General features: G+C 62.8%; 7 protein-coding genes and 2 pseudogenes. 2 read left to right on the top strand and 7 right to left on the bottom strand.

Annotation, left to right across the window (positions count from 1 at the left end; translation table 11 throughout):
- Positions 1–46: 46 nt before the first annotated feature.
- Together ABMA59_RS31610 and ABMA59_RS31605 are read left to right on the top strand one after the other, a co-directional pair.
- Positions 47–748: pseudogene (locus ABMA59_RS31610) on the top strand (IS5 family transposase); the annotation flags it as partial.
- 180 nt (positions 749–928) lie between these two features.
- Positions 929–1267, top strand: a complete 339-nt coding sequence (locus ABMA59_RS31605) for a peptidoglycan recognition protein family protein (protein WP_349009357.1) — start codon at positions 929–931, stop codon at positions 1265–1267.
- A gap of 346 nt (positions 1268–1613) precedes the next feature.
- On the opposite strand, the gene ABMA59_RS31600 is transcribed toward ABMA59_RS31605, so the two are convergent.
- From ABMA59_RS31600 to ABMA59_RS31570, 7 genes and pseudogenes are all read right to left on the bottom strand, one after another.
- Positions 1614–2393 (bottom strand): hypothetical protein, encoded by a 780-nt coding sequence (locus ABMA59_RS31600; protein ID WP_349009356.1) that lies wholly within the window; start codon positions 2391–2393, stop codon positions 1614–1616.
- A gap of 186 nt (positions 2394–2579) precedes the next feature.
- The gene (locus tag ABMA59_RS31595) at positions 2580–3647 is read right to left on the bottom strand and encodes a hypothetical protein (protein WP_349009355.1); all 1068 of its coding nucleotides are present in this window, start codon (positions 3645–3647) and stop codon (positions 2580–2582) included.
- 442 nt (positions 3648–4089) lie between these two features.
- Positions 4090–5103 (bottom strand): DUF5681 domain-containing protein, encoded by a 1014-nt coding sequence (locus ABMA59_RS31590; protein WP_349009354.1) that lies wholly within the window; start codon positions 5101–5103, stop codon positions 4090–4092.
- Complete coding sequence (locus tag ABMA59_RS31585; protein WP_349009353.1) at positions 5093–6475, bottom strand: site-specific DNA-methyltransferase; 1383 nt, start codon at positions 6473–6475, stop codon at positions 5093–5095. The genes ABMA59_RS31590 and ABMA59_RS31585 overlap by 11 nt, the downstream gene beginning before the upstream one ends.
- A gap of 28 nt (positions 6476–6503) precedes the next feature.
- Positions 6504–7600: pseudogene (locus ABMA59_RS31580) on the bottom strand (IS1595 family transposase).
- Positions 7593–7895 (bottom strand): hypothetical protein, encoded by a 303-nt coding sequence (locus tag ABMA59_RS31575; RefSeq protein WP_349009352.1) that lies wholly within the window; start codon positions 7893–7895, stop codon positions 7593–7595. The pseudogene ABMA59_RS31580 and the gene ABMA59_RS31575 overlap by 8 nt, the downstream one beginning before the upstream one ends.
- A 346-nt stretch (positions 7896–8241) precedes the next feature.
- The gene (locus ABMA59_RS31570; RefSeq protein ID WP_349009351.1) at positions 8242–14535 is read right to left on the bottom strand and encodes a hypothetical protein; all 6294 of its coding nucleotides are present in this window, start codon (positions 14533–14535) and stop codon (positions 8242–8244) included.
- Between the last annotated feature and the right edge of the window lie 8 nt (positions 14536–14543).

Genomic DNA, 14543 nt, shown 5'->3' with positions numbered 1-14543 from the left:
ATTTCAGCAGGTTGTGATTTGGTCGGATTGCTGAGATTCGACGGAGATCAGGACGCCCTGGACCGAAACCACTCGCCCGCACTATGAGCGACGCTGCCCTCGCTATGCAAGCGATCTGACCGACGAAGAGTGGGTGCTGATCGAACCGCTGATGCCGTTGCCGAACCGCACTGGGCGGCCGCGCAAGACGAACCTGCGCGATGTCGTGAATGCGCTTTTGTACATGGCGGCCTCCTCGGGCGATGCGTGGCGCCTTTTGCCGAAGGATTTTCCGCCGTTCTCGACGGTGCAGAAATACTTCTACCGCTGGCGCGATGCAGGCCTGCCGCGCACCATCAACAATGAATTGGTGATGGCGGCGCGCGAACGGGAAGGCCGAGAGGCAAGCCCCACCGCCGGCGTCATCGACAGCCAGTCGGTCAAGACCACCGAAAGCGGCGGAATACGGGGCTTTGACGCCGGCAAGAAGGTCAAAGGCCGCAAGCGTCACATCGTCACCGACACGATCGGTCTGCTGGTCGGCCTGGTCATACACGCTGCCGATGTTCAGGATCGCGACGGCGCACCGGCCGTCCTGGAATCGATCCGCAAGCGCTGGCCGTGGTTGCGCCATGTCTTTGCCGATGGCGGCTATTCCGGGCCGAAGCTGAAAGGGGCGCTACAAAAGGTCGGCAAGTTCACGCTGGAAATCATCAAGCGATCGGACGGCGTCCAAGGCTTCGAGGTCCTGCCCAAGCGCTGGATCGTGAACCACTGTACAATATTGCCAAGTTAGCCTTTGAGTGGTTGGTGCGCATCGAGCGTCCAAACCGTAGGCGGCACCTTGTTGAGGCTCGTGGTGGTCGTAATGCGAGTCGATTTGTCGCGGGCAAATCAGAGCCGGCGCGGGATTTTATACGCCATCGACGGCCCAGCTGCGAGCTGGCCGATGGAGGCGCACAAGGTCCGGCGCATGGATCGCCCTGTGCTGCGCGTGCACGTGTCGTTCGAAGCGACAAGAACCGGCCCCCAACATCTGCTCGAGGCCTATGGCAAGGTCGAGAACGGCCGCACCGTCAACCAGGTCGGCGCGCACGTCGAAGGCTGGAATTCAATCTCGCTCGGCATCTGCCTGATCGGTGGCATCAGCGAGGCCGGCAGGCGCTCGCCCTCCTTGGCCGCATCGACCTTCTTGAGGTGGTCGATGAGTTGGGCCGCCTGTTCGCCGCCCCCCTCGCGCACCGCCTCGAGTAGGGGCGTTGCGGGGGCGTCCCAGCAGAAGGGGTAGCGCAAAACCGCTTGTGGGTTGGGCGGTGTAGGGGAAGCGTTCCCCCAGGACCCCGTTCGAAGGCACGCACGATCCGGACTATCATCCCGACAGCACGACCTGAGGAGCCGCGCCCCCGGCGCCAGGCGACCGCAACAGACTTCCGTGGCCCGCCGCAGAGCGGATTGACCCCACGAGACCGACGGCAAGAGCTGCCGGACAAGTCGTTCCGCACGCCCTCCGCGTGGCGAACGGCCTCCTTCCCCTTCGTCGATCACTCAACGCGCGGGGACTGAAATGTTTCTCAGCATCTAAGTTTACAAATGTGCTCACGTACGAACCACGGCAGCCGCAAGAGGTTCACGCTTTAAGGATCGGCAAGCACGCAGGCCAAATTATTCCTATCGATGAGCAGATTTTCGAACAATCTATAAGTAACACCAACTATCTCATAGTTGATAGCACTATTCATTTGATCAATGTAGCCTTGCGCATTAGTACCTTTGCTTGGGGTCTTTCCATTTAGATTTGCATAGTCCAATAGTCCGTCTTCCACACCCAAATTGCCCCATTCAACAATCCCGACGCTTGGCGGAGATAAGGGAAGATCATTTTGTTGAATGCGAGTCTCCTTGCCATCCTTGAAAAGTTTTACCTTGGTGCCATAGTATAGTTGTGGCAATCGTCGTAGCTCCGTGTCGCCAGATTGACTAGCTTCGTAACGCATGAATGTGTAGTGCTCGGCGGCGGCCAGGAATAGGGGGTTGTCCCGATATTTTGCGACCGTCCTACAGGCCTTCAACCTGCTGAAGCCAAGGGCAATGGTGTTCTCATCGTAGCGCTGTGCGAGCAGCGCCTTCATTGATGCGAGATCTCCCGGGGGTGGACCACTGGCATCTGAATACGCGTCGAGAATCATCCCCGCCGTCTTACGGTTGACGGCATCGTCGAAAGGCCGCGATTCCTTGCCGCCAAATTGTTTGAGAGCCGCGCTCAAAGCCCACTTCGTGACCAGCGCAGTGCGCCCCTCTCTGTGAATCAGCACCGAACGTTGACCCCGTCCGAAATGGCAGCAAGTGCCTGACTTTGCTTGCAAACTCGCAACATAGGTGGGGTCATCATCGGCGCCGATCGTGACCCCATCCAATCTCCACTTCATCTCGCCAGATCAAGGCTTTGCGGAGCCAATAATAAGGGGGGTCAACCTTCGGTGCTGATCGACACTGATCGGCGGGAATGCAGCGAAACCGTTTCGCGGCATTGTTCACCAAGCCTAGAAGCCGGCGAGCCTTTTGACTAGACAAATAACTCCGCCGATTTCATAGCCGCAAGCTCAGGCTGTGAGGCGTCGTAAGTGACTGACGGTTTTCGCTAAAAACAGGATGGGCGCGAGAATGAGCCGGACCGCGATCAGCAGGACCAGACATAGCGTCGAGAAGACCAGGAACACCCCCAGCCAAGCAGGAATCCCGATCTGTTCAGCAACCCATCCCGCAGCGGTGGCAATGAGCTGCGGGCGGGTGATGGCTAGGTAGGGTATCGCCACCACTGCCGCAACGCCGGTCACTTTGGCGACCGCGGACAAAGATCGCACCGCCCCTCCCCCAACACGCTGCAGAGTGGCGAGCTTAGTTGAACCTCGTCCCACAATCGTTGCGGGTGTCTTGGCGACACGCAAGGATTTGACGGCAACTCCGATGCCCCCGGCGATCACGGTTGCGTCGACGGCAGCCCAGCCAATCTCGCTCCATTTCGGCAGCCTCTCGCCGCGGGCAATCACTGTCTCAACATCGGAAATTCCACCAAGGAATAGGCTCTTGGCTCCCAAGACCGTTCGAGTGAATTGTTTGCGAACTGCTTTTCCGTCGACGATCTCGAACTCCGACAGCATCTCGTGTCCGCGGGTCCGAAGCTCCTCAAGAGCAATCAGCCCGTACTGCTCAGGCGTAAGCTCCGCAACACCAAAGCCAATCGCCTCGCCGTTCCACAAGTGAGAAACACCTTGCCCGATCGTCTCCTGCAGCAGGTACTGGGTAGACCCGTTGCGGACGAAATAGGTGACGACCGGCACGACAGGTGGGCCGAGCGTCTGAAAAACCTCGTTGAATGTCCGGTCGTTGCCAAACGTAGTGAATACCTTGGCCGCATCATCACCATATCGCTGTGCCGCGTCATACCAAGCCAAACCGCCCTCAGCGCAGGCTGCAAGTAGCCATGACGCGGCTGAGTTGATTGCGCGATCCGAAAGTGGACAGCGCGAGTCCGCGGCCGTCAGCGTGTCCGCCATAGCGGCCCTGACAATCGCTTCCTCCAGGTCGATAGGACTACCGTCACGATGCCAGGCAAGGGTCAGGACCGCCGCGAGGACGAATGAAACAGCAACCCAATATCTCTTTCGCATGAAAGTCCCCAACGGGCATCAACCGCGACGCTTGCGGTTGACTATGTCGCTAGGCCGGACATTTGTTGGAAATTGGATCGACATCGTTATCGCCGGCACGATGGATCTGCCAACGCCCATCCTGAAAACGGGGACTTTGCCGAAAGCGTGCACGAAGGCCGCGATCGACGCACCCGGCCAATCGCTCGACGTCGTTGACTTCTACGCTCGAAAGCCTAACTCGGGCACGCACGCGTTGACCGGGCCGTCTCCCAAAAGGTCAAGGTGGAGCGGCCTGGTCGAGACGGCGCCAGAGACCACGTTTTCTGGACCGACGTACTTTCGGCAGCGAAAAGGTGCCATTCGGGACCGGCGGCCCAGCCTGGACCCTCCTCCCTCTGACTGGATGTCGCGTCGTGGACGGAGCGGGTCCGCAGTCTCATTGTCGCTCGAGTAGCGATACCTAGCTTGCCTGTGCTAGTGGCCATCGACCGTGCTTCTCGAACAACTCTTGCACGGCCTCATCGAATTCGCCACGGGCCATTGCGTCCACATCGATGGTCTTCTCGTGCGCGGCCTGGATAAGGTCCTGGAGGAAGGTGATCGTTTTGACCACCTTTCGGCTGGTTCCGATCGTATAACCACGCTTCACTTTATAGCCCAGCGAATGCCACTTTCCGTAGAGGACTTTCAGCAGCTCGCGTTTGGACATCGTGTCGTAGTGCATCTGACGCTGGACCATCTCCAGTGTGGAAAGCCGCAGCCTCGGCGGAATGGCCCGCTCCAGTGTAAAGACAATGACCAGCGCTCCACCAGGTCGATCCAGTGGATCTGCAGCCTCAGGTCCGGTCCACAAGCGCTCTTCAAGGACGTCCTGCATGATGAGCAGGTCCCTGAGTGCAATCGTGCCTTGCAGCCGTTTTTCTTCGGTCGCGTCCAATGGGCCAACGAAACGAGGGCCGGTTTGCAAGTCGATGATGACGTCGTCGGGGTGCGGAAACAGCTTCGGCTCCGGTTCGCCCCGTTCGCGTGCTGCGCTTAACTCCAGCGCCGCGGATTTCTTGTAGGCCTCCCAGAGTGCAATATCCTGCTGCACCTCTCGTGCTCGTTTCTCATCGATGCTTCGAAACATATCGGCCAGAAGGCCCTGAGCGCGAGCGTTGCCTTTTAGCGCTTTGGCGACGATCGACTCTGCCAAGGCTCCCCGCATGCCGATCTCGGTAACCTTGCCAGCCTCCCGTTTCTTCACAGTTTTTGCAGCAGTGTCCAAAATCGCTTGCAACATCGGCTGTTCGGCGATCGAAAGATCGGGAGCCACACGCCGGGGACGTCCGTTCGGATTGCCGGACCGGCCTTTTTGGAATCTCGTGTGCTCCGGCGGATTGCCATAACCCGTTCCAAAGATCACCTGCCGCTTGACCTGTTCCGACATGTCGTCACTCGGTCTCTTTCCGCCTTCGGGTTTTTCAGCGGCCATTGGACCGCCTCCGTTTTGCCGGCGCAGAGGACGATGCAGGCGCAAGACCAAGGCGCTGCTCCGCGACGGTCTCAAAGCTCAGATTGCTGTCGGCCACCACTGCCTGCTTACCGGTATAGGTCTGCCACCGGCTCATGATGGTGTCGCAATAGGCAGGATCGTATTCGACTATTCGCGCCAGACGGCCGCAGCTCTCGGCGGCGATCAGTGTCGATCCGGAACCACCGAACAGATCCAGCACGATCTCGCCACGCTTGGAGCAATCCTTGATCGCATCGCCAACCAGCGCCACGGGCTTGACCGTCGGATGCATCGCGAGTTCATCGCCACGTTTTGCTCCCAGGCTGCTGATGCCAGGATAGTCCCAGACATTGGTGCGATACCGCCCGGTTTCGCCAAGGCCGAAACTGTTCGTATGTGCTTCAGTCCCGACTTTGAAGACGAAGACCAGCTCATGCTTCGAGCGGTAGAAGCTTCCCATGCCGCCATTGGTCTTGTTCCAGACGCAGAGGTTCTTCAGTTCCGAAAAGACCGCCTCCCCTGCATCGAGCAGCTCGCGCATATGCCGCCAGTCCATACAAACGAATGCGATAGCCCCGTCCTTTGCGGATGATGCCGCATTTCCGAGCGTCGTAGCCAAAAACTGCGTGAACTCGGCTGGAGACATTTCTCCCGAAGCAAATGCGAACTCGCGGTGCCGGATAGATCCCAGCCCACCGACATGGCCGTCGATTGGCACATTGTAGGGCGGGTCCGTGAAGATGAGGTCCGCTTTCTCCGCGCCCATCAGACGCTGCACATCTTCACGCGAGCGCGCATCGCCGCAGAGCAGCTTGTGGCGCCCGAGCAACCAAACGTCACCCGTTCGCGAGACGGGACGCATCGGCAACGCCGGAATTCGATCTGCACTGATATCGGTCGTGGAAGTGGATGACTCCCTTGCGTGATCAAGCGTCAGGTCGATCTCCGCCAGCGAGAAACCGGTCAAGCCCAGGTCGAACTCGATGTCGCTCAATGCCTGCAGTTCGATCGCAAGGATTTCGCTGTCCCAGCCGGCATTCAGCGCCAGCTTATTGTCGGCGAGTACATAGGCGCGACGCTCATCCGCAGTCAGGTGAGATAGCTGCAGGGTCGGGACTGCACTTAGGCCAAGCTCCTTGGCCGCCATGACACGGCCGTGACCGGCAATGATCTCGCCATCGTCGCTTATCAGGACCGGATTGGTGAAACCGAAGCGTGAGATGCTGTCCGCGATCTGTCGCACCTGCTTTTTGGAGTGGGTGCGAGCGTTGCCTGAATAGGGTCGAAGTGCCGTTATCGGAACGCTCTGAATTTGGGTAGAATGGGACATCGTCCCGGTGACTTGTGTCATCTGCTTTCCTTGGCCTCGTTAGCCTTTATTAACCAAAGACAGCTACGGCTGATTTGATGATAATGCCGCCATCAGGGCTTCGGCGCATCTGTCGGCCAGTAGCTGTACGAAAGACGCTGAGCAGTTGCAGCGCCGGCGGCACGCGCGACCAGAGCGTCCGAATAGTTTCGCGTCCGCGCTGCGTTTTGCGAACGGCAGTACCTGTGACGACGCGTTGTGACCAGCGGAAGCCGATCTCATGGAAATACAGGTCGGCATGCTGCGGGCTGATATGATGAAAGACACCAGCGATGGTGCGGCGGACGCGAGAGTTGAAACCTTCGGCCGAATTGACGTGGACGGCGTCACGAACATATTCGCCGCTGGAATGCTTCACGGTCTCGTGCTCGGCGAAGCTCTCGCCAATGGACATGAACGCCTTCCACTCGTCACTCATTAGACGGGCATGGGGTTCGATCTGCGTTTCGACAGCACGCTCCGCAGCGCGCAATGAAAGGCCGGTCACGACTGCGGCGCGTGCGTCGCCGGCAGGCGTGCCGGGTGCGACGTCATTAGGGCGCTGCACCATTGTCAGAACCGACGTTTTCTCCGTATTCGCCTGACCTTTGCGGCCTCGTCCGGGAGGCAGGTCGTCCGGATGCTTCCGGGGCTTTCCACCAAGATGGAATGGTCGATCTCCACTGTACCGTCGAGCATGTGCTCCCGCGCCATCATCAGACGCAGAGCATGTCCCATCCGCCAGGCCGTCGGTTGACTCACTCCAAGGCTCTCGGCGAGCCGAACCGAGGACAGACCCTTATCCGATTGCAGGATCAGCCACATTGCCTTCAGCCAGACACGCAAGGGAAGCTTCGTGGAGTGCAGCGGCGTGTGCGTTGTAACCGTGAACTGGAACCGGCAATCGCCGCTGGAGCATTGGTATAGTCCCGGCCGGGCCCGCCGCTTGCCCATGTCACGACCGGCTATCGCGATTGAGCGCTTGTATCCGCAAGAGGGGCAGACCCGACCGTCCCGCCACACCATGCCTTCCAACAATCTCCGACAATGTTCCTCATCGCGGAAAGCCACGACCATCTCTTCGATTGTTCGGATCCTGGAAAGCATTTCGGTCATGGTCTCATGCATTCAGGCCTCCTTCGAACAAGGCCAAAGAATCGCATGTAGCAGCTGCCATTTCAAGAGAATTACTGTCTTTGGTTGATAAAGGCTGCCTCGTTAAACCGGGAACAAGGAGGGAACAGGCGCCAAGAGAAATCAACTGACACAAGTTGAAAATCGCAACGAAAAGAACGCAATGCTCGGCAGCGAGGTCGAACAGCTTTTCAAAACCTCTTGAAATACCCTTGAAAGGCCCTTCAAGGATTTCGCGTTTTTTCAAGGCGCTGTGGCTAGTGAATTTTCCACAGGGCACGTCGCGCAAAATCGACGCTCAAACCCGGAAAATGCGGGCGGCCCGCGAATCACCTGACTTCGGAACCGAGCATTGATCAGACGGCGATCGGGCTTCAGTGGGGGAAATGAAGCAGAAACGGTCGCCAGGGGGTACGCCACCTTCCCCGTAGCAGCAACCTGCAAACGCAGGGCACCAAACCGGACCGGCGATTTCCCGGTTGTCGGGCGACCGGCGCGCTAACAGCCTCTTACGAAGTCTGTCGCGAGCGACCCGGTCATTGCTTGGCTCTCGGCCCGCAGTCAACCTCCGTGTACCGAGAACCGCAAAATGCGAGGGTCGTCACCAGTTCCCTTTGCGGCGCAATCTAGTCTTGTTAAAACGGCAAATTAACTCGCAGCATGCCGGAGTTGCTGGATGTATCCTCCGAGAACTCACCGGCATATTGCAGCTCGATGTCCATGCCGCCGATCTTCGATAGGTGCAGGCCGGCACCGACCTTGAACAGCACGTCGCCCATCGGCAGCGATGCCTCGAACATGCCGACGCCGGCTGGCGCGCCGCTCAGCCTGGCGTCGGCGGTCCATTCGTCCGCCGTCGAGAAGCTGGCGCCGACATAGGCGTAGGGCCGCAGCATGTAGTCCGCGCCGAACGCTACCGAGCCGCCGATCTCGATCATCGGCGAGGCGACGAAGGCGAATTCGTCGCTGCCTTCGACCTTCAGCCCGGCGACCCCTGCCCCGCTCTCGGCGTAACCCGACATGCGGGTGTAGACCGCGTCGAGGTCGAGATAGGGTTTCACGTAATAGTCCGTGCCGGCGAAGGTTCGGGCGACGCGGAAGCGCAGCGCGCCGCCATAGACGTCGGGCGAGCTTTCGGCGGTGCCGGCAAATCCGGGAAGGCCGGTCCTTCGCATGTCGTAGCTGCCGTAGCTGCCGCTGATGACGCCGGCGAACAGCCATGGTCCCATCTCGCGCTTAAGCGCCGCACCGATGAAGCCGGCGTCGCCCGAGCCGCTGACAAAACCGTCGTCGCCGTCGATGCTGCTGTGCTGGTAGGCGCCGGCCAGGCCGAGGAACCAGCCGGGCGACAGATCGACCTGCGTGCCCATGCGATAGGTGATGGCCTCGTCGGTGTAGCCCGACGAGCCGTTCTGGTCGAAGCGACCACCGCTGATGTCGGCCCAGACGCAGCTCGTCTCGCCGAGTATCAAGCCGCCGGCCGAAGTCTTCGGGCAGCTCATCAGCGAATCGTTGAAGCCGATGATCGTCTGCTGGAAGCGGGCGGCTGGCGCGAGGCTGACGCCGGGCAGCAGGCCGGCAAGCATGGACTGATACGCTTCGTCGCCTCTTTCCGCACCGTCATAGAGGGCCGCGAACAGGCGGCCAAACTCATCATTCTGGTCGGCTTCCCAAATCTGCTGGAGATGGTCGGCGATCTCGTCTGTGTTCCGGTCCAACCCGGTTCGATCGAAGTCGGCGGAGGCTGACAGGCTGTAGTCCTGACCTGCCTTGGCGACGTCGATGTCGAAGGCAAGGTTGGATGCCGTCTTGAGCGAGCCGGTCGCCGCGCCCTCCACGCTAAGGAACACGACATCCTTGCCCGGCAGCACGCTTGCCGCATTGATGTCGAGAACACCGCCGAGGGCCGCGTCGCCGCGCACCGTGAGCCGGTCCGACTTGGCCGCCGCCATGTCGAGGTCGAGCGACAGCGTGCCTTCGGAGGTTTGGCTGAAGTCGCCGGTGATCACGGTGCTGTCGGTCTTGCCGCCATGGCCGACCGCCAGCGTGCCGCCATTGACGACATTCGCCTCGTAGAGCGACGCGCCGACCAGCACGCCGCCGGACGGAGCCGCCGCAACGGCGGATGGGCCGCCGGCCGAGGCAACGGCGGCCGCGGGATTGAGCGTCCCATAGTTGTTGACCGTGCCGGCGCTGTCGCCATCCGTGTTGTTCATGAGGATGTTGCCGGTGATCGTTCCGGAGTTGTTGACGGTTAGCAGACTGCCGTAAGCGGTAGTCGAATCGCCGCTGTAACGGATGGCCGTGCCGGCGCCGGCCGAGACGCTGCCGCCGCTGTTCACCGTCAGCACATTATGCTTGCCTGCGGATATCCAGACACCCGCGCCCTGGCTGCCACTTCCGCCGCCCGTCACCGAGCCGCTGACATTCACGGTCACCGCCTCCTGGTCTTCCGGACCCTGGCTCTGGGCGAAGATGCCGACCGAATTGTCGCCTGTCGCGCTTACCGTGTCGTTGACGGTGACGTTCACCAGACTGCCTATACCCGAGCCATCCGACGAGGTGCTGCCGGCAAACGCACCCGACTGGTCACCGCCAAAACCGCCGCCGCTCCCGATCGATTGGGCGATCACGCCGAATGCGTAGCTGCTCGTCGTCGTGACCGCGCCGTCGATCGTCACCGAAACTTCGCCGCCATTGCCGCTCCCGGTGCTCTGGACGCGTGGGGTCAGCGAAATGGGACCGGATGCATCGCCGCCGTAACCGCCGCCGCCGCCGATCGACTGGGCAATGATCGCATGCGAGCCGTAACCGCTCGTGGTGATGTAGCCTGTACCGGGAAGAGTGAGGTTGACTGTCCCGCCGTCTCCTTTGGCGTTCCCCTGCCCGCCGATATTCAGTGCCGGGCCATTGTCCGGCGTATGGATTTCCGACGCCGCGCCGGCTGCCGCGAGCCCGCCGCCGCCGCCGATCGACTGGGCGACGATACCGAAGGCCCGGCTGCCTTTCGTCGTGACGCCGACCGTCGCCGTGGACGTGACACTGCCGCCATTGCCATTGGCGCCCTGCAGTCCGCCAAGCTGGATTGCATATTCGGAGGTGCCTCCATCGGCCGAGAAGGCGCCGACACCGCCGCTGCCGCCGATCGACTGCAGAACAACGGCATGCGCGTCATCCCCGCTGGTGGAAACGTACCGGTATGCGTCCATGACGACGCTGCCTCCGCTACCCCTACCGCCGCCGCCGACCGTCAAGGTGCTGTCGAAGGAGGATGTCAGGGCGGTACCAAGGCCGCCGCCGCCGCCGATAGACTGGGCCAAGACGCCATAGGCGCCGGCCCCGTTCGTGTTGCTCGAGATACCCAGGGCCGAGCCGTAATGCACGCCGACGCTGCCGCCGTTGCCGTCGCTGCCCGTGCCGCCGCCGACCGAGACCGTCGCGGTGGCGGTGGCCTCACCGTCGGCCTGCATCGATCCGTTGCCGATGCCGCCGCCGCCGCCGATCGACTGGGCGATCGTCGCCATCGCCCAGCGGCCCTGCGTGCCGACGTAATCGTAGAGAGCGACGCTGACGGCCTCCTGGCTGGAGGTCGGAATGAAGCTGTCGCCCGATGCATTGCCGCCGCTCGCCGCGCCGCCGACGATGACCCTGGCGTCGAGCACGTCGCTGACCTGGTCGCCGGAAATGATCGTCGACATCGTGGTGCCCGCGACGCCGCCTCCACCGCCGATCGACTGGGCGACCACGCCGTGGGCCCAGTCACCCGCCGTTATGACCTCGGGCCTCACCTCTAGGTCGACCGAGTGTCCGTTGCCGCCGTTGCCGCCGCTGCCGCCGAGGTTGATGGAGAGCGTGCGGTCTCCGGAGAACGGGCTATCCTCGTTGTAACCCGCCGCGCCGAAGCCGCCGCCGCCGCCGATCGACTGCGCCAGGATGCCGACGGAAAGATCGCCATAAGTGGCGACCTGAACATGGCCGCTCGAGATGGAAACGGCGCCGCCGTTGCCGCCCTCGCCGCCGCTGCCCCCGAGATCGAGCCCCAGGCTGAAGTTGAAGCCGTTGTGGCTGCCGCTGGGATCGCCGGCGCCGCCGACGCCGCCGCCGCCGCCGACCGACTGCGCCAGAAGTCCGACAGCCCGATCGCCACTGGTCTGGATCGACAGCACGCCGTCGCACGTCAGACCGTCGGAACAGAAGCGCACATCGCCGCCGTTGCCGGCAGCCCCGCCGCCGCCGCCGATCGCCAATTCGATCGCTCCATCGACAAGCCAGGTATCGGTGGTGGTGTTGCCGACTCCGCCGGTGCCGCCGCCGTTGCCCACGGATTGCAGGATCACACCGTGCGAGTTGTCGCCGGCGGTCGTGATGGTTGCGTCCGACGTGTTGACGAACTGGACCAGCCCGCCATTGTTGCCGAAGCCGCCGCCGCCGCCGGTGCCGCTGCCGATATTGAGCGTGGCGTTGGAAATGGCCGAGCCGTCGCCGCCCATTCCGCCGCCGCCGCCGATCGACTGGGCCAGCACGCCATAGGCGGAATACCCGCCGGTCTGGATCGTCGAATTGTTGCCGAGCAGGACATCGACCTCGCCGCCGGCGCCACCGGTGCCGCCCTTGCCGCCGACCGCGACATTGGCGCTGATCAGCGACTTGTAGCCGTCGACGTCGGAAGAGCCGCCCACGCCGCCGCCGCCGCCGATCGACTGCGCAACGATGCCGTCGGCGTAGTCGCCGCTCGTGCTGATCGCACCGTCGTGGGAGACGACGACCTTCTCGCCCGAACCTCCCAACCCGCCCTTGCCGCCAACGGAGACGAAGAACTCGCCGCTCATCTGGAAGCTCATGCGATCGTAGGTGTCCTTCAGGACCTTGATGGCATTGGAAACGTTGTTCAGCGTCCAGTCGGAATCGCCGCCCAGCGAGCCGCCCATGCCGCCGCCGCCGCCGACCGACTGGGCGACGATGCCGTCGGAATCGCGTTGGGCGGTGACGATCGTGCCGTCGTTGGTGACTGTCACCGCGCCGCCGTTGCCGCCGTTGCCTCCGGTCATTCCGACATCGACCTGCATGGTCACGGACGGGATCGAGGGAAGGCCGCTCACGCTGGCGCTTCCGGTGCCATAGATGGAGAGGCCTTGCGACGTGCCGCCGCCGCCGCCGATGGACTGGGCAATGATGCCGCGCGCGCCCGCGCCGCCGGTCTGGATCACACTGTTGGCGCCGAGCGTCACGTCCACCGTTCCGCCACCGCCGCCGCCGCCCTTCGCGCCGAGACCGACCGCGACGCCGGCATTCACCGAGGAGAACAGGCTGTAGATCGAAGCACTGCCGGCGCCGGCATTGCCGCCGCCGCCGCCCGTCGACTGGGCGAGGATGCCGTTGGCGTAGTCGCCGGCCGTTATGATGCTGCTGATCGAGGAGCCGGAGGTACCGGTCGAACTGAGGTCGACAGAAACATTGCCGCCGTTTCCGCCGCCGCAATTCGAACTGGTGCAAAGCCCGCCAACGGCAGCCGCCGCCTGGAAATTGACCGAAACGGTGGCCGGGTTGTTGATGGTCAGCGAATAGACGGAGGAATCGCCGCCACTGCCGCCGCCGCCGCCGACCGACTGGGCATGAACGCCCATGGAGTACTGGCCGAATGTCGCCAGCGCAGTGTCGGTCAAATTGACGTCCACTTGCTCGCCGGCGCCCGCGGCGCCACCCGCGCCGCCGGCACCCATATTGATCGATGCCGAGAAGGTGTTGGCGTCTTCGTCGACCGGAATGCCGATCACCAGATTGTCGAGGGTGGATTTCCCTCCCGTGCCGCCGCCGCCGCCGACCGATTGCGCGAATACGGCCGTGGAATTGTCAGTCGGAGCAGCGCTGGTCCCGGTGACGACGCTGCCGCCGTCAAGGCTGAGGTTGACCGTGCCGCCGTTGCCGCCGACGCCGCCGCTGCCGCCGACAGCGACGCCAAGCGACAGTCCGACGCTGACGTCATAGGCGCTGGCGCCGCCGCCGTCGCCGCCGCCGCCGCCGACGGACTGAGCCTTGACGCCGATGGATTCCGAACCCGTCGTCGTGACCGTCAGATCGTTCTGGTCGATGGTGACGCCGCCACCCACGCCGCCGCCGCCATGGCCGCCGACTTGCACCGTCACGACCGAAAGACCGGCGGCCGTGGCGTCACCACCGGTGCCGCCGCCGCCGCCCACGGACTGCGCCAGGAGGCCAGTTGCGTGATAACCTGAGGTAGTGATCGTGCCAGTCCCGCCGCTGCTGGTGTTGTTCACGGTGACGGCGCCGCCATTGCCGCCGCCGCCGGCATTGCCGCCCACGCCAGTGCTGATCCCTGCGGAGAAGTCGAGCACATTGCCGCCATTGCCGCCACCGCCGCCGACAGATTGCGCGAGCAGGCCGAACGCGAATCGGCCGGCGGTGGAGATCGTTCCGATATGCGCGTTCGTCACCGACCCGCCATTGCCGCCAGCGCTGCCCTGGCCGCCGACGCCGATGATGCCGGTAGCGCCCGCCGCGTTGCCGCCGCCGCCGCCGATCGACTGGCCCATCAGGCCGATGGCCGCGTCGCCGGCGGTGGTGATCCGGCCGATATTGTCGACGGTCACGCTCTCGCCGTTGGCGGTGAAATCGACCGGGGCGTCGCCGCCGATGGCAATGATGCCGCCGGCCGAGCCGGCGGAACCGCCGCCACCGGCAATGGATTGGCCGATCACGCCGATCGCCGCATAACCGCTGGTACTGATGGTGCCGGAATTGTCGATATCGACCGTGTTGGTCGTGCCGCCGGCGCCACCGTCACCGCCGAGTTCGACGATGAAGCCGTTGCCAACGCCGCCGGTGCCGCCGCTGCCCGCGGTCGACTGGCCGAGGATGCCATAGGCGTAGTCGCCACCGGTCCTGATTTCGGCGCCGTTGTCGACGGTCACCGCGCCCG

It is taken from the genome of Mesorhizobium yinganensis (assembly GCF_040081985.1).
Taxonomy (GTDB): Bacteria; Pseudomonadota; Alphaproteobacteria; order Rhizobiales; family Rhizobiaceae; genus Kumtagia; species Kumtagia yinganensis.
This window is presented reverse-complemented; position numbering and strand designations above follow the sequence as displayed.

Coding starts and splice junctions, on each gene's coding strand:
- ABMA59_RS31605 (WP_349009357.1), top strand. CDS start 929: ATGGAGGCGCACAAGGTCCGGCGCATGGATCGCCCTGTGCTGCGCGTG.
- ABMA59_RS31595 (WP_349009355.1), bottom strand. CDS start 3,647: ATGCGAAAGAGATATTGGGTTGCTGTTTCATTCGTCCTCGCGGCGGTC.
- ABMA59_RS31590 (WP_349009354.1), bottom strand. CDS start 5,103: ATGGCCGCTGAAAAACCCGAAGGCGGAAAGAGACCGAGTGACGACATG.
- ABMA59_RS31585 (WP_349009353.1), bottom strand. CDS start 6,475: ATGACACAAGTCACCGGGACGATGTCCCATTCTACCCAAATTCAGAGC.